The sequence below is a fragment of the Sphingomonas horti genome, assembly GCF_009753715.1.
Lineage (GTDB): Bacteria > Pseudomonadota > Alphaproteobacteria > Sphingomonadales > Sphingomonadaceae > Sphingomonas_B > Sphingomonas_B horti.
In genome coordinates this window covers 321022-342197 of sequence record NZ_WQMS01000006.1, presented here as the reverse complement: position 1 = coordinate 342197, position 21176 = coordinate 321022, and the positions used below count along the sequence as shown (strand labels likewise).

Genomic DNA, 21176 nt, shown 5'->3' with positions numbered 1-21176 from the left:
GGTGGAGGGGCGCCCGCGCAAGCGGACGATCAGCAGTCCTCCCCCGGCCCCTCCACTGCGCTGCGCGCGGTCCCCCTCCCCGAGCAAGCTCGGGGAGGAATGTAGGTGGACGCCGCCCTCCTTCACTCCGCCCTCACGCGGATGCTGGGCCCGGGCGGCACGATCGAGAACCTCACGCGCCTGACCGGCGGCGCGAATATGGAGAGCTGGTCCTTCGACCGGAGCGACTGCGGCTATGTGCTGCGACGGAGCCCGAGCGGCGCGCTGATGGCGGGGCGGGGCTATGGCCATGATGTCGAGGCGGCGTTGATCCGGCTGGCCCGCGCACATGGCGTGCGGGCGCCGGAGGTGGTGGGCGAACTGGTCGCGGCGGACCGGCTCGGCAGCGGCTATCTGATGCGGCGAGTCGAGGGGACAGCGGACCCGCGCGCGATCGTCGCCGACCCGCCGCCCGTGCTGCTCGACGATTTCGCGTGGGAGCTGGCGCGGATTCACGCGATCCCTCTGGCAGAGGTGCCAAAGGGCGTCCCGGCCAGCGATGCCGGTGCGATGGTCGAGGCATTGGCGACGCGGTTCGAAAGCTATGGCGGCGACCGGCCGGTGATGGCGCTGGCGCTCCGCTGGCTGCGCGACCATTTGCCCGGGCCCGCTGGCCCGGTGCTGCTGCACGGCGACTTCCGGGTCGGCAACCTACTTGTCGATGCGAGCGGCCTGGCCGCCGTGCTCGACTGGGAGCTGGCGCATATCGGCGACCGGCATCAGGACCTGGCGTTCGGCTGCATCAACAGCTGGCGCTTCGGGCAGATCGGCCGGCCGGCGTTCGGCGTGGGGCAGCTGCAGGACTTGTTCGCGGCCTATCAGCGGGAGAGCGGGGTCGCGGTCGACCCGGCACGGTTCCGCTTCTGGCTGGTCTATTCGACCCTCTGGTGGGGACTGTGCTGCCTGGAAATGGCCGACATCTGGCGCTCCGGCCGCGACCGCAGCCTGGAGCGCGTGGTGATCGGCCGGCGGGCATCCGAGACCGAGATCGACCTGCTGATGATACTGGAGGAGGATGCGCCGGAAGCGGAACGCCGGCCGATCGCCCTCCCCTCGTCCGCGCCGGCGCGCCGCCAGGGCGAGCCGTCGCGCGCCCAGCTGCTGGAGGCGCTCGGCGCATGGATCGAGCGGGACGTGAAGCCGCGGCTCAGCGGCCGCGACCGATTCCAGGCCAATGTCGCGCTGAACGCGCTCGGCATGCTCCAGCGGGAACAGGGTCTGGCTGCCGATCGCGAGCTGAGCGACGACATCCTTACCGGCCGCGCGACCCTCACCACGCCCGGCTTGCTCGCGCGCCTGAAGCGCGACACGCTCACCAAGCTGGAGGCCGACCAACCCAAATACAGCGCGCTCGCCAAGGCGCGCCAACTCTGGAGCTGAGCGATGGGCCTGCAGCCGATCCCTTATGACTGCGACGGACAACACCTGACCGGCTGGCTCGCCGACGGATCGGGCGGCGAAGCGGCGGGCGGCGTGCTGGTCGTGCATCAGGGGATGGGAATCACCGATCACACCAAGGAAGCGGCTGCCAGGGTGGCGGAGCATGGCTATACCGCCTTCGCGCTCGACATGTACGGCAGCACCGCGACTTCGGTGGAGCAGGCGACCGCGCTGATGGGCGCGCTGATGGGTGACGCCGCGCTGCTCCGCCGTCGGGCGCGGGCGGGGCTGGCGCAGCTCGCGACCCTGTCCAGCGGTCCCCATGCGGTGCTGGGCTTCTGCTTCGGCGGGATCGTGGCGCTGGAGATGCTGCGCGACCAGGCGCCCATCGCCTGCGCGATCGCCTGCCACCCGAGCTTCCGGAAGCCGGAGGGCTCGACTGGGCTGCCGCACGGCAAGGTGCTGATGATGATCGGCGACCAGGATCCGCTGATCCCGGCCGAGGATCGCGACGCGTTCCGGGCGGAGATGGACGCCGGCGGGGCCGACTGGCAGCTCCACATTTTCGGCGGTGCTGGCCACAGCTTCACTGACCAGGCGGTCGAAGCGCTGAACTATCCGGGCTTCCGCTACGACGCGAAGGCGGATGCGCGTGCCTGGGCGATGGTGTTCGCGATGCTGAAGGAGAGCCTCGGCTGATGCTGTTCGAAATCCCGCATGAGATCACCGACTATCTCGCTGAGCTCGACGCCTTCATCGGGGCGGAGATCAGGCCGCTGGAGGCGGCGGACGACAATGCCCGCTTCTTCGACCATCGACGCGAGCATGCGCGGACGGACTGGGATCGGGGCGGGCTGCCGCGCGCGGAGTGGGAGGCGCTGCTCGCCGAGATGCGGCGGCGGGCCGATGCGGCGGGGCATTACCGCTTCGCCATTCCCGCCGAATATGGCGGCCGCGACGGGTCGAACCTGGCGATGGCGGTGATCCGGCATCACCTCGCCGCGAAGGGGCTGGGGCTGCACAACGACCTGCAGAACGAAAGCTCGATCGTCGGCAATCTGGTGCAGGTGCTGATGCTGCGGGACTTCGGGACGGAGGCGCAGAAGCGCGACTTCATCCCGCCGATGCTGGCGGGCGACATCCGCTGGGCGTTCGGACTGACCGAGGAAGCGCATGGCTCCGACGCCACGCATATGGAGACGCGCGCGGTGCCGGAAGTGCGGAAGGGCGTCCCCGGCTGGCGGATCGACGGCGAGAAGATGTGGATCACCGGCAGCCATGTCGCGACCCACGTGATGACCTTCGCGCGCACCTCCGGCGAGGACGGCCGCGCGAGAGGCATCACCTGTTTCATCGTGCCCACCGACGCGCCGGGACTCCGGATCGGCGAGTATCTGTGGACCTTCAACATGCCGACCGACCACCCGCGGCTCCGCTATGACGGCGTGTGGGTGCCGGAAACGGCGATCCTCGGCCTGCTCGACGAAGGCCTCGCCGTCGCGCAGCATTTCGTACACGAAAACCGCATCCGCCAGGCGGCAAGCTCGGTCGGCGCGGCGCAATATTGCATCGACGAGGCGGTGGAATACGCGAAGGCGCGCAAGCCGTTCGGCAAGCCGCTCGCCGTCAACCAGGCGATACAATTCCCGCTGGTCGAGCTCGCGACCGAGGCGGAAATGCTGCGGCTGCTGATCTGGAAGACGGCGGCGGAGATGGACACGATGTCAAAGCCCGAGGTCGCACTGCGCCTCTCCGACAAGGTCAGCATGTGCAACTACCGCGCCAACCGGCTGGTCTGCCAGGCGGCCGATTTCGCTATGCAGGTGCATGGCGGCATCGGCTATTCGCGGCACAAGCCGTTCGAGCACATCTACCGCCACCACCGCCGCTATCGCATCACCGAAGGCTCCGAGGAGATCCAGATGCGCAAGGTGGCAGGGCATCTGTTCGGGTTCATGGGCGGGTGAGCACCGCAGCTCGTCACGGGTTCTGGATATGAAAGCGGCGCGTGCCGCCGGCGCGGACGATCGCCGCCTGCACATCGGAGCGAGCGCGCAACGCCTTCACCACGGTTTCGTACGGATCGTCCGGCAGCGCGACCGGCGGCGTGTCATAGTCGCTGAGGGTCAGCAGCTCCGATGCGCGCTGGTCCAAGTCCTCGAGCCGCTTGATCAGCGCCGCGGCTGCGCCGTCCAGGTCTCCGACGCAACCCAGCACGGACCCGAGCGAACCCGGCGCGTCGAGCTGGTGGGTGCGGATATACTCCACATCCTTCAGCGCCGCCTCGCGCTGGCCGGTGAAGGCATAAGCACAGGCCCGGGCCGAGCGCAGCGCGATCTGCCCATAGGGGCTGACGTCATGCTTTGCCGTGTCGAACGCCGCGAGCGTCACCAGCGCATCCTTGCTGCGTCCGGCGCGGACCTGCCGGTGGGCGAGATTTATCGCCTGGCTGACATTTGCGCCGCCATTCTCGTCCAGCGCGCCGCCCTTTCGCATCGCGTCCATTGACTCGTCGAAGCGGCCGAGGATCGCGTAGACGCGCGACAATTCGTCCCACCACCAGGGCAGCTGAACTTCGGCATCGACAAAGGCATCCGGGTCGCCGACGCGGCCGGCGACCGACTGAAGCACCTCCAGCGCCTCTCGCGGTCGACCGAGCAGCTTCAGGTTGTCGGCCACTTCGATCACCGCTTCGAGCCGCTCCGGATGCTCTTCCATCTTCTGCCGGCGGTCGGCGAGGCGGCGCTCGACCAGCGCGCGTATGTCCGGATCGGCCGGGTAAAAGGCACGAAGGCGCGGATCGAGGCTCGCCCGCGCGACGGTCCAGGGGCTGGTCAGCCGGGCGACCATCGCCCGCGCCTCGTCCTTCCGACCGCCTTCAGCGAGATAGACTGCGTAGTCGCGGCGGTAGCTGTCGGTCGAAACCAGGAATTCGGTCGGCAAATAATCGTCGCTGGCGAGCACGTGGACCAGGCGGATCGTCAGGTCCTTGCGTTCGGCGCGGCGCAGCTCGGTCCGGATATAGTCGAGCGCCCGCTGGTTCACGGCATTCAGCGCCGCCGGCCGCCGGGCGTGCATCTCCTCGATCGTCTCGACGACTGCATCCCACCGCTTGCCGAGCGCGTCGAAATCGAGCCGCGCGAACCACAGATCATCGGACGCCGCCGCGATCGCCGTCGCGCGGCGGATATCGGCATAGGCTCGCTCATGGTCGCCGGTCTGGAAGGCGCACCGGGCGGTGACCTGGTAGGCAAGCAGCGCATCGTTCTCGTCAAGCCCGGCGGTGTTGGGGCTGTCGGCGATGGGCCGCGCAAGCCCCAGCGCACGCGGACAGTCCTTCGCGTCCATCGCCTCGGCCGCCTGGATCAGCTGCGCGTTCGCCACTTCGACCCCGCCGCCGGCGGGCCCGCCCGGACTGGCAAGCGCCGGGGCGGCGAAGCCGCAGGCCGCAACGAACAACCCGAAATGACGCATCCGCTCCCCCATGTGCAGGGCAGAGCTAGCGCGCTGAAATGGCAGTGACAATCCGGCTCAATCGCCGGTCAGAATCCGGTCGACCAGCTGCTTCACGGTCGGCACGAAGCCGTTGGAGTAGAACGGGTCGCGCTTGAAATTGCTGGCGTTGTGGCCGGCGAACATCAGGTTCTGCTCGACCGGGCCGCCGTGGGCGATGTCCTGAAGCGTCTTCTGAATGCAGAAGCTGCGCGGGTCCGCGAGGCGGCCGGTCGAGTTTGTCTCGTTGTCCGCCCAGGACGAGAAGCCGCATTGGCTGAGGCAGCCCATGCAATCGGCCTGGTCCTTGCGGATCACCGCCTTTTCCTCCGGCGTCACGAACACGAGCGTGTTGTCCGGCGTCTTCAACGCGTCGGTGAAGCCGAGGCCGTACCATTCGCGCGCGCGCATCAGGTCGCCGCGCGTGACCCAGAAATTGCGGCCCTTTACGCCGACATCGAGCTGGTGGGTGTGATCGCCCGCCATCTCGCCCGAGAACGGCACCTGCCGTTCCGACCGGGCGACGAGGTTGCGCAGGAACGGGTTCAGCACCGCCGAGGAATAGAAGCCGGTCGGCGAGAAGCGGTGCAGCAGCACGTCGCCTTCGTCGAGCGTCAACAGCGCCTGCTTCCAGCCCGCCGGGATCGGGCTTTCCTTGGTCAGCAGCGGCCGGGTGCCGAACTGGAACGCGATCTGCCCGAGCTCGGGATTGTCGATCCAGTGGTTCCAGTCGCGCAGATACCAGACACCGCCCGCCATCACGATCGGCACATGGTCCGGGATGCCGCCTTCGCGCATCGTCTCGCGCAGCGCCTTGACGCGCGGATAGGGATCCTCGGGCTTCAGCGGATCTTCGGCATTCGACAGGCCGTTATGGCCGCCCGCCAGCCACGGGTCCTCGTACACGACCGCCGCCAGCCAGTCCGCCGCCTTTGAATAGGCGCGCTTCCACAATGCACGGAACGCACGCGCGGAGCTGATGATCGGCAGGTAGTTGACGCCGTAGGACGCGGCGATCTCGCTCAGCTTATAGGGCATGCCCGCGCCGCAGGTGACGCCGGCGACCAGGCCGCGCGTCCGCTCCAGCACGCCGTGCAGCACGCGCTGCGCGCCGCCCATTTCCCACAGCACGTTGATGTTGATGGCACCCTTGCCGCCCGCCAGATCGAACGCGCGGCGGACCTGCTCGACCGCGCCGTCGATCGCGTACTGGATCAGCTCCTCATGCCGCTCCCGGCGGGTGCGGCTCTGATAGACCTGGGGCACGATCCTGCCGGTCGGATCATAGCTGTCGGCATTGACCGCCGACACCGTGCCGATACCGCCGGCCGCCGCCCAGGCGCCGGAGCTGGCATGGTTGGTCGCGGACACGCCCTTGCCGCCTTCGACCAACGGCCAGACCTCGCGGCCGGCATAGATGATCGGCTTCAGGCCCTTGAAACTCATCGTCGCTGCATTCATCGGGCGGCCTATAGCAGCGGTTTTTCCTTCCGCGCAAAGAAACTTGGTGCGTGCGAAGGAACGCGCGCGAGCCGCTCGCGCTCCCGCCGATTTTGTCTCTAAACGAGACGGTCGGCGGGAACCCGGAACTTTGCCGCAAGTTAAACCGCCAGGCCAAGACGAATTGGGCCCACCGGGTTCCCGCACCCCCTTACCCGGCGGGCTCCTTTTGTGCGCCAGCCTCCAGCACCGCCGCGAGCAGCCGGTCGATCGCCTCGGCGGCCGCGGCTTCCTCCAGCGTCGGCGCATGGCCCACCCGCGGGACCGTCACTGCCTCGGCACGAGGCAGCGCCGCCAGCATCCGCCGGACTGTCCCGGTCGAAAGCACGTCGGACAGTTCGCCGCGCAGAATCAGCGCCGGCACGTCCTTCAGCGGCGTCAGCAGGGGCCACAGGTCAGGCGCGGGCTCGTCGATGGCGTTGCGCATCGGCTCGGAAATGCGCGGATCATAGTCGATGACGATGCGGCCGTTGCCCGACAGGCGGTACAGGCGCTTGGCCATGCGCAGCCAGTCCTCGATACCATAGTTCGGATAGACGTGGCGCTGATTGGCGGCGAGACTGCGCGCGGCGTGCAGCCAGGTGGGCCAATTGCCGCTGCGCCCGACATAGGAGCGGATGCGGGCAATTCCGGCGGGCTCGACCTCCGGCCCGACATCGTTGAACACGACGCCCTTGACGCGCTGCGCGTCGGTCGCGGCCAGCAGCATCGTCACCAGCCCGCCCAGCGACGTGCCGATCGGGATAATGGCGTCGAGCGCGAGTTCATCGAGCAGCGCCTTCACGTCCTGTGCGTACGTAAGCGGCGCATAGCTGGCCGGCTCTTTGCTGTAGGCGCTTTCGCCGCGGCCGCGAAAATCGATCGCGATCACGCGCCAGGCCGGGGCGAGCCGCTCGGCCAGGGCGGCGAAGTCGCGGACGTTGCGGGTCAGGCCCGGCAGGCACAGGATGACCGGCCGGCCGTCGCCGCCGCCCGCATAGTCGCGGTAGTGGAGCCTCAGGCCGTCGTTCGTCCAATATTCGTCCGCGAAATCGGCCACGCTTGTCCCCTGGATGCCGCGGCCACATATCGCGGCATGGCCTCTCCCCCGCAACCCATCCTCGACATCGCCGAGTTCATCGCCGATCCCGTCGCGGCGGCGGATTTCCCGCAGACGATCCTGCGCTTCCGCAACGACCGCGCGGCGGCGGACGTAGGGCTGGACGGCATCAGCGACGACGAATGGGTGCGGCACTTCGGCCGGTTCGAGCCGCTGCCCGGCAACCTGCCCCGGCCGCTGGCGCTGCGCTATCACGGCCACCAATTCCGCGTTTACAATCCAGAGATCGGGGACGGCCGCGGTTTCCTGTTCGCGCAGCTGAAGGACAAGAGCGGGCGCTGGCTGGACCTCGGCACCAAAGGTTCGGGCCAGACGCCCTATAGCCGCTTCGGCGACGGCCGACTGACGCTGAAGGGCGGCGTGCGCGAAATCCTCGCCACCGAGATGCTGCAGGCGCTGGGCGTAAGCACCTCGCGCAGCTTCTCCCTGATCGAGACGGGGGAGCAGCTGCACCGGGGCGACGAGCCCTCCCCCACCCGTGCAGCCGTGCTGGTGCGGCTGAGCCACGGCCATATTCGCATCGGCAGTTTCCAGCGGCTCGCCTTCCTGAAGAGCGACGACGAGCTGAGGCGGCTGACCGATTATAGCTTGCGCACCTATTTCGGCTCGGCAAGCGCGGACCCGATAGAGTTGCTGCGCCATGTCGTCGAAGGCACGGCGCGGCTGGCGGCAAGCTACATGGCCGCCGGGTTTGTGCACGGCGTGCTCAATTCCGACAACATCAACATCACTGCCGAGAGCTTCGACTATGGGCCTTGGCGGTTCGCGCCGACCTTCGATCCCGGCTTCACGGCGGCCTATTTCGACCATGCCGGGCTGTATTCGTACGGCCGGCAGGCAGAGGCGATCCAGTGGGACGTGGTGCAGCTGGCCGGCAGCCTGCGCACCATTGCCGAGGTCGACGCGATGATCGCGGAGCTGGACCGGTTTCCGGCGCTGTATCGCGCGGCGCTGATCGAGCGCTTCCTGTGGCGGCTCGGCGTCGGCTCGCGCGGACTGGAGGAGGATGTCGCGCTGGTGCAGGCGATCGAGGAGGGGCTGGTTGGCAGTCGCGTCGGCATCGACCGCTTCTTCTTCGACTGGGCCAGCGGCGACCTGCGCCACGGGTCCGACGTCTATGCGGACGAGGCCTTCGCGCCGTTCCGGGAGCGCGTCGCGGCCTATGCGCCGGCGCGGAGCATGGACCACCCCTTCTGGTCAGGCGAGCCCTGCTCGATGCACATCGAGGAAGTGGAAGCGATCTGGGCGCGCATCGCCGAGGACGACGACTGGTCTGCGCTGCATGCGAAGGTTGCGCAGGTCCGCGCGATGGGCGAAGCGCTAGGAGTATGACCACTCTCATCTCCTACGAACCCGCGACCGGCGCGGAGCTTTGGCGCACGGCGATCGGCGATGCGGATGCGGAAGTCGCGGCCGCCCGCGCGTCATGGGCCGACTGGGCGCGGCGACCGCTCGACGAGCGGATCGCGGTGCTGCGCCGCTTCGCGGAACTAGCGAAGGAGCGCAAGGAGCTGTTCGCCGACCTGATCGCGCGCGAAACGGGAAAGCCGCTCTGGGAAGCGCGCACCGAAGTCGACGCGGTCGTCAACAAGGTCGAGATCTCGATTCGCGCCCACCAGGAGCGGACCGACACGCGCGACCTCGGCGCGGGCGCGCACCTGCGCCACAAGCCGCACGGCGTGCTGGCGGTGCTGGGGCCCTACAACTTTCCCGCGCACCTGCCGAACGGCCATATGGTCCCGGCGCTGCTCGCCGGGAACGCCGTCGTGTTCAAGCCGTCCGAGAAGACTCCGACGAGCGGCGAGATGCTGATCCGCCTCTATCACGAGGCCGGCGTGCCCGATGGCGTCGCGCGGCTGCTGATCGGCGGCCCCGCCGAAGGCCGCGCGCTGTCGGCCCATCCGGACATCGATGGCCTGCTGTTCACCGGCTCCGCGCGCACCGGCCTCGCGCTCAACCGCCAGTTCGCCGACACGCCGGAGAAGATCCTGGCGCTGGAGATGGGCGGCAACAATCCGATCATCGTCTGGGATGCAGGCGACGTAGCCGCCGCGGCGGCGCTGATCGTCCAGTCCGCCTATATGACCGCGGGCCAGCGTTGCACCGCCGCGCGACGGCTGATCGTGCGCGACGGCGCCGAAGGGCCGCTGCTGCGCGAGCTGGAGGGGCTGGTCGACAGGCTGATCGTAGGCGGCCCGCACGACGAGCCGGCGCCGTTCATGGGGCCGGTGATCGACAATGACGCGGCCGATGCGCTGGTAGAGGCCTTCCTGTCGCTGGTCGAACGCGGCGGGCGCGTGGTCCGCCCGCTCGACCGACGCGACGCCGACCGCCCGTTCCTCAGCCCCGCGCTGATCGACGTGACGGACGTGCCGGACCGCCCCGACGCGGAGCTGTTCGGCCCGGTGCTACAACTGGTCCGCGTGGCCGACTTCGATGCCGCGATCGCGGAGGCGAACGACACCCGCTATGGCCTGTCGGCATCGCTGATCGGCGGCGACCGGGCGCTGTTCGACCGCTTCTGGGCCGGCGCGCGCGCGGGCATCGTCAACTGGAACAGGCCGACCAACGGCGCCTCGTCCGCCGCGCCGTTCGGGGGCGTGGGACTGAGCGGCAACCATCGGCCGAGCGCCTATTACGCGGCCGACTATGTCGCCTATCCGGTCGTCTCGACCGAGACGGACAAAGCGGAAGCGACTATTGGCGTGGGTTTGCGTACCTAACTCCGTTCGCTTCGAGCGAAGTCGAGAAGCGTTCGTCGCGGGAGCACCCGTTTCTCGACTTCGCTCGAAACGAACGGATGTTGCTGACGCGCCCGCCCTCGCAGCAGAAAGCCACGCTAAACCACCTCCAAGCATCCTTGCTTTGTGACATGCGCGCGACCGGTCCATTTGCCAGCGCATGGAAAACGGCCAAGTCTATCTGGTGGGCGCGGGTCCGGGCGATCCGGAGTTGCTGACGCTGAAAGCCGCGCGGCTCCTCGTCGAAGCGGACCTGATCATCCATGACGGATTGGTCGATCCGCGTATCCTGGAGCTGAGCGCGGCGCCGAAGATATCCGTCGCGAAGCAGCGCAGCCGCCACACGCTGGCGCAGCACGCCATCAACCTGCTGCTGGTCGAGGAAGCGCTTGCCGGCCGCAAGGTGGTGCGGCTGAAGGGCGGCGATCCGTTCATCTTCGGCCGAGGCGGCGAGGAAGCCGAAGCCTGCCGCGCGGCGGGCGTTCCGGTGGCGGTCGTGCCGGGCGTCAGCGCGGCGCTCGGCTGCGCAGCGGAGGCGATGCTGCCGCTGACCCACCGCGACGCGGCGAGCGCAGTCAGCTTCGTCGCTGGCCAGTGCAAGGGATTGTCCGACCAGGATTGGTCCGGCCTGGCCGGCAAAGGCCGCACCTTGGTCATCTATATGGGCGTCGCGACCGGGGCCGAGATTGCCGAGAAATTGATCGCCGACGGCGTCTCGCCGGCCATGCCGGTCGCGGTGCTGGAAAACGGCACCCGCCCCGGCGCGCGGACGCTCCGCTCGCTGCTCGCGGACCTGGGCGGGACGCTGGAACGCGAAGGCGTGAAGAGCCCGGCGATCATCGTCGTCGGCGAGGTGGTGGAGCGAAGCGATTGCCGCGATGTTCTCAATCCTCCCCTCGCAACGCGAGGGGAGGCGGACCATGCGAAGCATGGTGGAGGGGCCCCGGCGTCGAGCCGACAGGAGGGTATATCGGTCCGCTTCGCGGCCGGCCGCTCCACCGCGTTCGGCGGTCCCCCTCCCCCAGCAAGTTGGGGGAGGACCAGATGAAGATTCTGACCGGAAACGACCTCCCCTCGGGCGCGGTGATCTGGTGGGCGGGCGATGGCTGGTCGCGTCACGTTGAAGATGCGGTCGATGTGGGCGAGGCAGGCGAAGCGACCCTAACCCGCGAGGAAGGCGCGCGCCGCGTCAACAGCGCCTATATGATCGAGGCGGTCGCCACGCCCGAAGGCCCCCGTCCCGCCCACATCAAGGACCGCATCCGCGCTCTCGGACCCACCGTTCGCCCCGACCTGACTCTGAAGCCCGCCGACCCGGATGCGGGGAGCTGGGTGATCTGACATGTACAAATACGACCTCTATGACCAGGCGATCATCGATGCCCGCGTCGACGAGTTTCGCGATCAGGTGCGGCGGCGGATCGCCGGCGAGATCACCGAGGACCAGTTCAAACCGCTGCGGCTGAAGAACGGACTCTACCTGCAGCTGCACGCCTATATGCTGCGGGTCGCGATTCCGTACGGCACGCTCAGCAGCCGGCAGCTGCGGATGCTGGCGCGCATCGCGCGTACCTACGACCGCGGCTACGGCCATTTCACGACACGGCAGAATATCCAGTATCACTGGATCAAGCTGGAGCAGGCGCCCGACATCCTGGCTGAGCTGGCGACCGTCGAGATGCACGCGATCCAGACGTCGGGGGAGAGCATCCGCAACATCTCCGCCGATCACTATGCCGGCGCGGCCGCCGACGAGATCGAGGACCCGCGCCCCTGGGCCGAGCTGCTGCGCCAGGCGACCACTTTTCATCCCGAGTTCAGCTACCTGCCGCGCAAGTTCAAGATCGCGGTGACGGCGTCCCCGGTCGACCGCGCCGCCCTGCGCTGGCACGATTTCGCGCTCCGGATCGTGCGGGACGAGGCGCGCGATACGGGCTTCGAAGTGTTCGCGGGCGGCGGCATGGGGCGCACGCCGTTCCTCGCCTACCCGATCCGCGCCTTCCTGCCGGCCGAGCAGATTTTCTCCTACCTGCAGGCCGTGCTGCGCGTATGGAACCGCCACGCGCGGCGCGACAACATCCACAAGCAGCGGATGAAGATCCTGGTCCACGAATTGGGCGAGGCCGAGTTCACGCGTCAGGTCGAGGAGGAATTCGGCCATGTCCTGAAGCTCGGCACCGATTTCCCGCGCGTGGAATATGAGCGGATCTCCGCCCACTTCGCGCCGCCGCCGTTCGAGACCGGGCTGAGTGAGGATATCGACCGGTCGGACCCGGAATTCGCACTCTGGGTCGACCGCCAGACCGTGCCGCACAAGGCGCCTGGCTATGCGATCGTCAATGTGAGTCTCAAGAAAGTGGGCGGCATCGGCGGCGACGTGTCGGCCGAGCAGATGGATGCGGTTGCCGACGTGGCCGAAGCCTTCAGTTTCGACGAGCTGCGCGTCAGCCATGCGCAGAACCTGGTGCTGCCGCACGTGCGCAAGCAGGACCTGTACATGGTCTGGCAGGCGCTGGACGCGGCCGGGCTGGCCGATATCAATCTCGACCTGGTTACCGACATCATCGCCTGCCCGGGGCTCGACTATTGCAGCCTGGCGAACGCCCGCTCGATCCCGGTCGCGCAGAAGATCGCCACGCGCTTCGCCGATCTCGACCGACAGCTCGACGTGGGGGAGCTGAAGATCAAGGTCTCGGGCTGCATCAACGCCTGCGGCCACCATCATGCCGGGCATATCGGCATCCTGGGAGTCGACCGGAAAGGCACCGAAAATTACCAGCTGCTGCTCGGCGGATCGGGCGCGGAGGACGCAAGCCCGGCCAAGATCACCGGCCCCGGCTTCGACGAGGACGGCATCGTGGATGCGGTCGAGCGCGCGGTGGAGCGGTATCGGGCGCTCCGCGACCCTGGCGAGCGGTTCCTGGACACCTACCGGCGGGTCGGGTTCGAGCCGTTCAAGGAGGCGATTTATGGGTAGTGTCAAATTCCCCTCCCGCTTGCGGGAGGGGTCAGGGGAGGGAAATGCCTTCCCTTCGGGGCGGCAGCCGTTTCAGGTCCTCCCCCAGCCCCTCCCGCAAGCGGGAGGGGAGAAATGACCCTGCGCTTCCGCGACGACGATCCGCACGAGGAGCCGGCGGTCACGCTCGATTGCTTCCTGACGCAGGAGGACGCGCATGCGGTCCGGGTAGAGGCGGGCGAGGACGTGCGCCAGCTGATCCCGCATTTCGACCGGCTGAAGCTGGTCGAGATCGCCTTCCCGCGCTTTCGCGACGGCCGCGGCTATTCGGCCGCGTGCATCCTGCGCGAGAGCGGCTACACCGGAGAGCTCCGCGCGGAGGGCGACGTGCTGGTCGATCAGATCCTGTTCTTGCGGCGCTGCGGCTTCGACAGTTTCGCGCCTGTCCAGCCGCTGGACGCGCGCCTGGTCGAGCACGCGTTGAAGCGCTTCCCCTTCGTCTATCAGGCCGCCGCCGATGCGGCGGTTCCGGTCTGGAAGCTGCGCCATGGCTGAGGCCGCGCGCCGGCTCGACCTGATCGACACCGCGCCCGCCTTCGTCCAGGCCGATGCGGACCGGCTGAACGCGCGGTTCGAAGGCGTCGACACGGCGGCGATGCTGGGCGCGCTGCTGACGACCGAGCTGAAGGGCCGGGTCGCGATCGTGTCGTCGTTCGGGACGGAATCGGCGGTGCTGCTGCACATGGTAGCGACGATCGACCGGGAGATTCCGCTGATCTTCGTCAATACGCAGAAGATGTTCGGCGAGACGCTCGCTTATCGCGACGCGCTGGCGGAGCACCTCGGCTATACCGACCTGCGCGTGTTCCGGCCCGATCCGTACGACCTCGCCGCGCGCGATCGGACCGGGCTCCGCTGGTCCTACGATCCGGACGGCTGCTGCGAGATCAGGAAAGTGGTGCCGCTCAGGCGTGCGCTGGCGCCGTTCGATGCTTGGATATCGGGCCGCAAGGGTTTCCAGGGCGAGAGGCGGGCGGCGCTGCCGCGATTCGAGATCGACGAAGGGCGGCTGAAGCTGAACCCGCTCGCCGCCTGGTCGAAGGCTGAGCTCGACGGCTATTTCGAAGAGCACAGGCTGCCGCGCCATCCGCTGGAAGCGCAAGGCTATCTGTCGATCGGCTGCTCCCCATGCACCAGCAAGGTGCATCCCGGCGAAGACCCCCGCGCCGGCCGCTGGCGCGGCTGGGACAAGACCGAGTGCGGGATTCACGGCGCGACGGGCGACGAGCCGGTGTTCTAACGCCAGCGTCACCCCCGCCTTGAGCCGGGGCCCACCTTCCCTCGCCGAACGACGAAAAGAAGGTGGGTCCCGGGTCAGGCCGGGATGACGGGACCGAGATCAGGCGAACACGACCTTCGACTTGCGGCGGCGCGCCGCGGCGCCGACGAACGCGAAACCGCCGATCATCATCGCCCAGGTCGCCGGCTCCGGCACGCCCGCGGCCACTTCGAAGTTGAAGCTGCCCGAGCCCGCCGCGCCGAAATCATAGGCGATATTGTCCACGCCGCCCGCATAGAAGCCGTTCCAGCCCGAGCCCATGCCCGTGCTCAGTCCGTAAACCAGCCAGCCGGGATTCGACGTCTGCCACGCCGACAGCGACAGGTAACAATCCGGGCAAGCCGGCGTTGCACCCGGTTTGGCCAGATTGTTGTTGTTCGACCAGAAGGTCGATGCGGTCGTGATCGAAGATGTCTGCCAGGTGTCGGTCGGGATCACCGGGACGCCGTTATAGATGGGCTCGTAGATCAGATAAGCGGACTGCGAACCATTCGTCACCGCGAGGCGGAGCGAGGTTACCTGGCCCGCACTGTTGGTGGATGAGCTGGAACGGTACCAGTCGTACGAGAGGCCCTGCACCGAGGAAAGCGAGACCGGGTTCGCGAAGTAGAACTCCAGATCGGCCTTGGAGTTGCCATCCACGCCTGAGAAGAAGGCCGAGCCATTGCCGCTGCGGGCGAAATCCTTGGTGATGCCGACAGTCGCGTTACCGCCGACATTCTCCTGCAGCCATTTGTTGGCGACCGGCGCTGCGCCGGCGCGATTGGCGCCGCCGCCCGGACCGGTAACGATCGTGACCGTGCCTTGGGACGAGGTCGACGTCGTCGCGACGCCCGCGCCGAAGTTGCCGCTCACATTCGGCAGATCGAGATTATAGACAGTGGTCGCGTCTGCCGAAGACGCAATCAGAGCCGTGGCCGCAATCGCGGCGAGGGAAACAGCAATTTTCATCGGAAACACCCCTAAAAAGTTGCGAAAACAGTCTTTTGTTATGCGCCCGCGTCAAAAGCTTAACACCGATTATCCATAACGCAACACGGCCTTACCCGCGCAGCACCGGGCTGAAGGTCAGCTCGAAGCTGCTCCAGCCATAGGCGTAGAGCTCGGGCGGCAGGTGAAGGGGCGAGCAGCGGACGACCGACTCGATCGCCGCCGCCGCCATATCGTCGGCAAACATCGCGTTCTCCGGCGTGACGCCGCCTTGCGAGACCACGCTCGGCAGGCCGATGATGCTGCCGTCCGGCGCGTAGCGGACGGCCAGCTTGGTGCTGATCCGGCGGCCGGTGCCGAACACTTTCGGGGCGCGGTAGCAGCGCTTCACCTGCGCGGCCGCATCGGCGGTCGCCTTGGCGACCAGCTCCGCCGACGGACGCCGGGGCAGGAACTCGATCGTCCGGGCCGGTGGCATCGCCGCGCACCCGGCAAGCGCCAGGGCGGCGCCTATCGCAAGGGCGATGGCCCGCGCCACCGCGGCCCGCCTCAGCCGCGCGGCTTGGGCGGTCGCCGCGGGCCTTGCGGCCGGCCGCCGGGCGTAGAGGGAAGCTTCGGACCGCCCGGACGCGGGCCCGAGGGCGGACGGCGCTCGCCGCGGCCGACCACCGGCGCGGGCGGCGGGCCGCGCCGCTCCGGCATGCCGCCCCGCGGCATCACCGAATAGCCTTCCTTCAGCAACCGGGTGAACGCGGAGCGGACGTTGGTGGCGATCGCGGTCCGCACATCCTCCGGCAGATCGGCCAGCGTGACGTTCGCGTGAATCGCGCCGACGTCCCGCAGCAGCGTGTTGGGCAGGCCCCTGGACGCCGTCTTCAACGCCTGGATCGAATCGATCACGGCGGAAAAGATGATGTCCTGCATCACGTCGGTCGCGCTTTTCGTCATGCCGCCTATCTAACGCGCGGTGCGGACAATGGTAGCGTCTTCAGCTTGCGGTGTAGCCGTACCAGGCAATCAGCAGCACCAGCCGCGGCGCGAAGCTCGATCCGCTGACGGCTGCGAGCCCGGCCGCCGCCGCGGCCGCGAGCCCGCCCAGCGCCGCCGCCGTCCCCAGAATCGCCGGGTCCAGCTGCACCATCGCATGCGGCAAGGCGATCAGCGCGGCCCAGGCCGATCCGGCGAGCACGAAGGCGCAGCGCCGCTGCCACGGCCCAGTCGGCAGCGCCCGGGTCAGCGCGGCCAGCCCGGCGCTCTCGCTGCGTCCGGCGTGCGCGGTCAGCGCGAAGACCAGCAACAACAGGAGCAGCGGCATCGCATCGGTGAAAACGCCCGCCAAGCCGATCATGACCGCGAGCAGCTTGAACAAGCGGCCGGCGCCGATCAGCCGGAATTCGGCCGCGAACAGGGTCAGCGCGGGCAGCGTGGAGCGAGGGGCAGCGGGCGTGCGCGGATCGGCGGCGGGCGCCCGGCGCGCTTCGAGCAGCTTGCCGGCCCGGCCGGCCAGGCTGGGGCGGTTGCGCGCGCGGTGGGGGCGGTAGATCAGCCCGGCCACGACCACGACCGCCAAGGCGATGCCGATCCAGGCCAGCCGCGACGGCAGATATCCGGGCGACAGCAGGCCCGCCATCGCGTCGATCGCGATACGGCCGGGCTTCACCTCGGCGCCGCCGATCGCGAAATTCGGCTCGGTCAGCCCCGATCCGTAGATCAGCGGCCGCACGAATCCGCCGAAATCGAGCATGTTGGCGGCAAAGCCGCTCTTGCTGATCGCCGTGCCCGACGGGGCCGCGAGCGAGGCGATCCACAACACGAGATAGGCAAGGTCGCCCAGCGCCCCGCGCAGCAGCGGCACCGCGTCGAACAAAGTGCGGATCGCGGCCAGTCCGATGACTGCCGGGCCGGCGATCACCCACAGCGCGAAACTGAGCGCCAGCGGGTCGAACGCTCGCCACGGCAGGATCAGCGTCGCGAGGAAGATACCGGCCGCGTTCAGCGCCGCCAGCGCGCCGAACAGCACCGCGACGTCGGCGGCGAACCGGCCGAAGGAGACAGCGACGCGCGAGGCCGGCGTCACTTCGGCGATCTGCCAGGGCTGGCGGCGATTGGTGTTGGCGCGAAGATAGATATAGGCGGCCGGCAGCAGCAGCGTCGAAACGACGATGCCAAGGCACACGCCGATCACCGGCGAGGTCATCACCGGCAGCTGGTCCGCGATCGAGATGACGATCGTCGTCCCGTCGCCGCGCGGCACGAACAGCCGCGCCCCGATCGGCGCGATCAGCAGCATCAGCCACAAGCCCCAGCTGCGCGAATAGCGGGTGAGCGCGGTGCCGAGTGTCGAGCGCGCAGCGAGGGCGGCGCTCATGCCGGCAGCACCCGGCGGTCGTCGACCCGCAGCACCGCCCGGACCTTGCCGGCGAGCGCGTCGCCGGCATGGGTGGTCATCACGACGACCGCGGCCTTCGCGCGCTCGAGGATCAGCGCATCGACTCGCGCGGCGGTCTCGCGGTCGAGCTCGGCAGTCGGCTCGTCGAGGATCAGCAGCCTGGGGCTGCCGAGCAAAGCCTGGGCGAAGATCAGCCGCCGGCGCATGCCGCCGGAAAAGGTCGCGATCCGGTTGCTCACATCGGCGTGAAGGCCGATCGCATCGGTGATCTGGAGGAATTGCCGGTCGGCGGCGTCCAGCTCCAGGCCTTTCAGCGCGGCGATGTGCATCGCGAACTCGCGCGCGGTCAGATCCTCCGGCAGGTCGACCGCCTGCGGCGCATAGCCGAGCGTCCGTCGCAGCGCGGCGCGCGCCCGCGGCAGCGGCGTGCCGTCCCAGCCGATCGTGCCGCAGCTCGGCCGCTCGGCCGTTGCGAGCAGCCGCAGCAGGGTCGACTTGCCGGCCCCGCTGGGGCCGACCAGCAGCGTCAGGCCGGTCCCGAAATCATGCTCGACGCGGTCGAGGATCAGCCTGCGGCCATAGCGCTTGCTGACGCGATCGAGGCTCAGCATCCTTGCGACCGCGCTCAGGCGAGCGGGAAGGACGGAACCGCCGGACCGACGGTGAGAACGACGCTGATCGTCGCGAACAGCAGCGAGGCGGCGAACGCGGCGAGGCGGGCGGAGATGTCATATGAGCGGGCCATGTTGGTATCCTTTGCCAATCGCGGCGGCCGATCCGCCGGTTGCCCGATGCTTCGCAACAGCCGTGCCAAACCGATAAGTTATTGATTATGCTTGATGTCGGAATTGGCACTTGGCAGAGCCGCCGCATCGGTTGGCGATTTCCGCTATCGATTGGCGCGACATCCGCTAAGGCCGCCTCATGACCGACTATGATGCGATCGTGCTGGGCGGCGGCGCGACCGGGCTGATGTGCGCGGCCGTTGCCGGGCAGCGCGGCCGGCGCGTGCTGGTCGTCGAGCATGCCGACCGGGTGGGCAAGAAAATCCTGATTTCCGGTGGCGGGCGGTGCAATTTCACCAACCTGGGGGTCGCGCCCGACCGTTATCTGTCGGCCAACCCGCATTTCGCCAAGTCGGCCCTGGGCCGCTACTCTGCGCGGGATTTCCTGGCGCTCGTCGAGCGCTACGGCATCGCCTGGCACGAAAAGACGCTGGGGCAGCTGTTCTGCGACGGCTCGTCCCGCCAGATCGTCGACCTGCTGCTCGCCGAATGCGCGCGAGGCCGCGTCGATATCGCCGTCGGTCACGCCGCGCGCGATATCGACCATGCCGATGGCCGCTTCCGCCTGAGCTTCGGCAACTGCGAGGCCGGCGCCCCGGCGCTGGTGATCGCGACCGGCGGTCCGTCGATCCCGAAAATGGGCGCGACCGGCTTTGCGTATGACCTCGCGCGCCGTTTCGGGCTGAAGATCGTCGAACCGCGCCCGGCACTGGTGCCGCTGACGCTCGGCGGAGACGAGACACTGTTCCGCAGCCTGTCGGGCGTGTCCGCAGACGTGCTTGCGCGCGCCGGAAAGGCCTCATTCCGGGAGGCGGCCCTGTTCACGCATCGCGGCCTGTCGGGCCCGGCGATCCTGCAAGTCTCGTCCTATTGGCGCCGGGGCGATCCGGTCGCGATCGACTTCCTGCCCGATCGCGCGCCGGGCTGGCTGCGCGCCGCCAAGCGCGAGCAGCCGCGCGCGACGCTGCGCAGCCAGCTTGCCGCCGCGCTGCCGGACCGGCTGGCCGACGTGCTCGCGGAGCGGATCGGCCTGGTCCGCGAACTTGCCAATTGCCCCGACGCACAGCTTGATGCCGCGGAACGCCGGCTGGCCGGCTGGACCTTCCATCCGAACGGCACCGAAGGCTTTGCCAAGGCCGAAGTCACCGCCGGCGGCATCAGCACCGCCGAGCTGTCGTCGCGCACCATGGAGGCGCGCCGCGTACCCGGCCTCTTTGCTATCGGCGAAGCGGTCGACGTGACCGGCTGGCTTGGCGGCTATAATTTCCAATGGGCCTGGGCCAGCGGCTGGGCCGCTGGGATGGCGCTTTAGGCCCCCGCCAGCCCCACGATCGCGACCGCGCTGACATTCTGGATCGGCGATCCGCCCAGATTGTGGCTGAGCGCCAGCGTCGGCGGCTGCTGGCGCTGCCGCTCGCCCGCGCGGCCGAGGAGCTGGAGGTAATTCTCGTAGATCATGCGCAGCCCCGAAGCGCCGATCGGGTGGCCGAAGCATTTGAGGCCGCCGTCGATCTGGCAGGGGATCGTGCCGTCCGCATCGAAAAAGCCATCGAGCACGTCCCTCCAGCCCTCGCCTTCCTTCGAGATGTGCAGGTCCTCCATCGTCACCAGCTCGGTGATCGAGAAACAGTCATGCACTTCCATCAGGTCGATCTGCTCACGCGGGCGGGTGACGCCGGCTTCCTCATAGGCCCGGGCGGCGGCGATGCGGGTCGTGTGGAAATAGCTGCCGTCCCAGCCGCCCGCCTGCTGCAGCTCCCAGCCGTTCGAGGTCGACACCTGCAGCGCCTTGACCGTGACGAGGTCGACCTTGCCCAGGCTCCGCGCGATCTCGGGCGTGGTGACGATCGCGCAGGCGGCGCCATCGGAGACGCCGCAGCAGTCGTACAGGCCCAACGGCTCGGCAATCATCGGCGCGTTCAGCACCGTGTCCATGTCCACCGCCTTGCGCAGGTGCGCCTTGGGATTCTTCGCGCCGTTCGCGTGGGACTTGACCGACACATGCGCCATCGCGCGCTTCAGGTCGGGCTTCCCGACGCCGTGTCTGGCGCGATAGGCGCCGGCCAGCTGCGCGAAATTGCCCGGCGCCGATCCGGTGACGCCGACCATGTCGAAAGTGGTGCCGCGCGTCCGCACCGGCAGGCCGCCATAGCCGGTGTCCTTCAGCTTCTCGACGCCCATCGCCAGCGCGATGTCCGCCGCCCCGGAGGCGACCGCATAGACCGCGCCGCGAAAGCTCTCGGTCCCGCTCGCGCAGTAGTTCTCGACCTTGGTGACGCCGATGTTCGGCAGCCGAAGCGCCATCGACAGCGGGATGCCCGACGGGCCGATGTTCACCGCATCGAACGCGACGCCCAGCCAGGCGGCGTCGATCGCGCTCGGCTCGATGCCGGCATCGGCGATCGCCTCGTCGAATGCCTCGACCATCAGCGTGTCGGCATCGTCGGACCAGCGCTCGCCGAACCGCGCGCAGCCCATCCCCAGGATCGCCACCTTGTCCTTGATGCCGCGCGCCATCATGCCTCT

Annotated in this window: 19 protein-coding genes and 1 pseudogene; 11 read left to right on the top strand and 9 right to left on the bottom strand. The window is 68.5% G+C overall.

The annotated features are described in order from the left end of the window. Positions 1 to 105: 105 nt before the first annotated feature. Genes GON01_RS05280 through GON01_RS05270 form a run of 3 tightly spaced genes read left to right on the top strand, consistent with a single transcriptional unit; the run spans position 106 to position 3386 of the window. Positions 106 to 1419: a phosphotransferase family protein gene (locus tag GON01_RS05280; protein ID WP_309503112.1), complete on the top strand. Its 1314-nt coding sequence runs from the start codon at positions 106 to 108 to the stop codon at positions 1417 to 1419. Positions 1420 to 1422: 3 nt separating this feature from the next. Continuing rightward, positions 1423 to 2118 (top strand): dienelactone hydrolase family protein, encoded by a 696-nt coding sequence (locus GON01_RS05275; RefSeq protein WP_157026294.1) that lies wholly within the window; start codon positions 1423 to 1425, stop codon positions 2116 to 2118. Next, positions 2118 to 3386 (top strand): acyl-CoA dehydrogenase family protein, encoded by a 1269-nt coding sequence (locus GON01_RS05270; protein ID WP_157026293.1) that lies wholly within the window; start codon positions 2118 to 2120, stop codon positions 3384 to 3386. The genes GON01_RS05275 and GON01_RS05270 overlap by 1 nt, the downstream gene beginning before the upstream one ends. 13 nt (positions 3387 to 3399) lie before the next feature. Here GON01_RS05270 and GON01_RS05265 read toward each other — a convergent pair whose 3' ends face one another. The 3 genes from GON01_RS05265 to GON01_RS16610 all read right to left on the bottom strand — a co-directional run bounded on the left by GON01_RS05265 (position 3400) and on the right by GON01_RS16610 (position 7450). After that, the gene (locus tag GON01_RS05265) at positions 3400 to 4893 is read right to left on the bottom strand and encodes a tetratricopeptide repeat protein (RefSeq protein ID WP_157026292.1); all 1494 of its coding nucleotides are present in this window, start codon (positions 4891 to 4893) and stop codon (positions 3400 to 3402) included. A 57-nt stretch (positions 4894 to 4950) separates the two neighbouring features. Continuing rightward, positions 4951 to 6357 (bottom strand): NAD(P)H-dependent flavin oxidoreductase, encoded by a 1407-nt coding sequence (locus tag GON01_RS05260; RefSeq protein WP_157026493.1) that lies wholly within the window; start codon positions 6355 to 6357, stop codon positions 4951 to 4953. A gap of 205 nt (positions 6358 to 6562) precedes the next feature. Continuing rightward, positions 6563 to 7450: an alpha/beta fold hydrolase gene (locus GON01_RS16610; RefSeq protein WP_181599909.1), complete on the bottom strand. Its 888-nt coding sequence runs from the start codon at positions 7448 to 7450 to the stop codon at positions 6563 to 6565. A 36-nt stretch (positions 7451 to 7486) separates the two neighbouring features. On the opposite strand from GON01_RS16610, the gene GON01_RS16605 reads away from it, so the two are divergent. From GON01_RS16605 to GON01_RS05220, 7 genes are all read left to right on the top strand, one after another. Beyond that, on the top strand, positions 7487 to 8842 hold the full coding sequence (locus GON01_RS16605) for a protein adenylyltransferase SelO family protein (RefSeq protein WP_181599908.1): 1356 nt from the start codon (positions 7487 to 7489) through the stop codon (positions 8840 to 8842). Further along, positions 8839 to 10233 (top strand): succinylglutamate-semialdehyde dehydrogenase, encoded by a 1395-nt coding sequence (astD, locus tag GON01_RS05245; RefSeq protein WP_157026289.1) that lies wholly within the window; start codon positions 8839 to 8841, stop codon positions 10231 to 10233. Before GON01_RS16605 ends, astD begins: the two co-directional genes overlap by 4 nt. Positions 10234 to 10411: 178 nt before the next feature. Continuing rightward, positions 10412 to 11299: a uroporphyrinogen-III C-methyltransferase gene (gene cobA / locus GON01_RS05240; protein ID WP_157026288.1), complete on the top strand. Its 888-nt coding sequence runs from the start codon at positions 10412 to 10414 to the stop codon at positions 11297 to 11299. Next, the gene (locus GON01_RS05235; protein WP_157026287.1) at positions 11296 to 11592 is read left to right on the top strand and encodes a DUF2849 domain-containing protein; all 297 of its coding nucleotides are present in this window, start codon (positions 11296 to 11298) and stop codon (positions 11590 to 11592) included. Before cobA ends, GON01_RS05235 begins: the two co-directional genes overlap by 4 nt. Before the next feature lies 1 nt (position 11593). Beyond that, the gene (locus tag GON01_RS05230; protein WP_157026286.1) at positions 11594 to 13228 is read left to right on the top strand and encodes a nitrite/sulfite reductase; all 1635 of its coding nucleotides are present in this window, start codon (positions 11594 to 11596) and stop codon (positions 13226 to 13228) included. Between the two features lie 114 nt (positions 13229 to 13342). Continuing rightward, complete coding sequence (locus GON01_RS05225) at positions 13343 to 13762, top strand: DUF934 domain-containing protein (protein WP_157026285.1); 420 nt, start codon at positions 13343 to 13345, stop codon at positions 13760 to 13762. Continuing rightward, on the top strand, positions 13755 to 14507 hold the full coding sequence (locus GON01_RS05220) for a phosphoadenylyl-sulfate reductase (RefSeq protein ID WP_157026284.1): 753 nt from the start codon (positions 13755 to 13757) through the stop codon (positions 14505 to 14507). The genes GON01_RS05225 and GON01_RS05220 overlap by 8 nt, the downstream gene beginning before the upstream one ends. A gap of 99 nt (positions 14508 to 14606) precedes the next feature. Here GON01_RS05220 and GON01_RS17415 read toward each other — a convergent pair. The 5 genes and pseudogenes from GON01_RS17415 to GON01_RS05195 form a co-directional block, all read right to left on the bottom strand. Beyond that, a pseudogene (locus GON01_RS17415) lies at positions 14607 to 14720 on the bottom strand (PEPxxWA-CTERM sorting domain-containing protein); the annotation flags it as partial. A gap of 868 nt (positions 14721 to 15588) precedes the next feature. Further along, positions 15589 to 15954, bottom strand: coding sequence for a hypothetical protein (locus GON01_RS05210; protein ID WP_157026283.1), 366 nt, complete (start codon positions 15952 to 15954; stop codon positions 15589 to 15591). Positions 15955 to 16025: 71 nt separating this feature from the next. Beyond that, on the bottom strand, positions 16026 to 16424 hold the full coding sequence (locus GON01_RS05205; protein WP_157026282.1) for a hypothetical protein: 399 nt from the start codon (positions 16422 to 16424) through the stop codon (positions 16026 to 16028). Between the two features lie 40 nt (positions 16425 to 16464). Then, the gene (locus tag GON01_RS05200) at positions 16465 to 17844 is read right to left on the bottom strand and encodes a hypothetical protein (RefSeq protein ID WP_157026281.1); all 1380 of its coding nucleotides are present in this window, start codon (positions 17842 to 17844) and stop codon (positions 16465 to 16467) included. Continuing rightward, entirely contained in the window at positions 17841 to 18476 is a 636-nt protein-coding gene (locus GON01_RS05195) for an ATP-binding cassette domain-containing protein (protein ID WP_157026280.1), read from the bottom strand. Before GON01_RS05195 ends, GON01_RS05200 begins: the two co-directional genes overlap by 4 nt. 313 nt (positions 18477 to 18789) lie before the next feature. Here GON01_RS05195 and GON01_RS05190 point away from each other — a divergent pair, with 313 nt between their 5' ends. Then, complete coding sequence (locus GON01_RS05190) at positions 18790 to 19962, top strand: BaiN/RdsA family NAD(P)/FAD-dependent oxidoreductase (protein WP_157026279.1); 1173 nt, start codon at positions 18790 to 18792, stop codon at positions 19960 to 19962. On the opposite strand, the gene GON01_RS05185 is transcribed toward GON01_RS05190, so the two are convergent. Further along, positions 19959 to 21167 carry an acetyl-CoA acetyltransferase gene (locus GON01_RS05185; RefSeq protein WP_157026278.1) on the bottom strand — a complete coding sequence of 403 codons (1209 nt, stop codon included), beginning with the start codon at positions 21165 to 21167 and terminating at the stop codon, positions 19959 to 19961. The two genes, GON01_RS05190 and GON01_RS05185, sit on opposite strands and share 4 nt — an antisense overlap. Positions 21168 to 21176: the final 9 nt, after the last annotated feature.

Excerpts from the sequence above, each read along its gene's own strand:
- GON01_RS05275 (WP_157026294.1), top strand. The coding sequence starts at position 1,423 with ATGGGCCTGCAGCCGATCCCTTATGACTGCGACGGACAACACCTGACC.
- GON01_RS05270 (WP_157026293.1), top strand. The coding sequence starts at position 2,118 with ATGCTGTTCGAAATCCCGCATGAGATCACCGACTATCTCGCTGAGCTC.
- GON01_RS05265 (WP_157026292.1), bottom strand. The coding sequence starts at position 4,893 with ATGCGTCATTTCGGGTTGTTCGTTGCGGCCTGCGGCTTCGCCGCCCCG.
- GON01_RS05260 (WP_157026493.1), bottom strand. The coding sequence starts at position 6,357 with ATGAGTTTCAAGGGCCTGAAGCCGATCATCTATGCCGGCCGCGAGGTC.
- GON01_RS16605 (WP_181599908.1), top strand. The coding sequence starts at position 7,487 with ATGGCCTCTCCCCCGCAACCCATCCTCGACATCGCCGAGTTCATCGCC.
- astD (WP_157026289.1), top strand. The coding sequence starts at position 8,839 with ATGACCACTCTCATCTCCTACGAACCCGCGACCGGCGCGGAGCTTTGG.
- cobA (WP_157026288.1), top strand. The coding sequence starts at position 10,412 with ATGGAAAACGGCCAAGTCTATCTGGTGGGCGCGGGTCCGGGCGATCCG.
- GON01_RS05235 (WP_157026287.1), top strand. The coding sequence starts at position 11,296 with ATGAAGATTCTGACCGGAAACGACCTCCCCTCGGGCGCGGTGATCTGG.
- GON01_RS05230 (WP_157026286.1), top strand. The coding sequence starts at position 11,594 with ATGTACAAATACGACCTCTATGACCAGGCGATCATCGATGCCCGCGTC.
- GON01_RS05225 (WP_157026285.1), top strand. The coding sequence starts at position 13,343 with ATGACCCTGCGCTTCCGCGACGACGATCCGCACGAGGAGCCGGCGGTC.
- GON01_RS05220 (WP_157026284.1), top strand. The coding sequence starts at position 13,755 with ATGGCTGAGGCCGCGCGCCGGCTCGACCTGATCGACACCGCGCCCGCC.
- GON01_RS05210 (WP_157026283.1), bottom strand. The coding sequence starts at position 15,954 with ATGCCACCGGCCCGGACGATCGAGTTCCTGCCCCGGCGTCCGTCGGCG.
- GON01_RS05205 (WP_157026282.1), bottom strand. The coding sequence starts at position 16,424 with ATGACGAAAAGCGCGACCGACGTGATGCAGGACATCATCTTTTCCGCC.
- GON01_RS05200 (WP_157026281.1), bottom strand. The coding sequence starts at position 17,844 with ATGAGCGCCGCCCTCGCTGCGCGCTCGACACTCGGCACCGCGCTCACC.
- GON01_RS05195 (WP_157026280.1), bottom strand. The coding sequence starts at position 18,476 with ATGCTGAGCCTCGATCGCGTCAGCAAGCGCTATGGCCGCAGGCTGATC.
- GON01_RS05190 (WP_157026279.1), top strand. The coding sequence starts at position 18,790 with ATGACCGACTATGATGCGATCGTGCTGGGCGGCGGCGCGACCGGGCTG.
- GON01_RS05185 (WP_157026278.1), bottom strand. The coding sequence starts at position 21,167 with ATGGCGCGCGGCATCAAGGACAAGGTGGCGATCCTGGGGATGGGCTGC.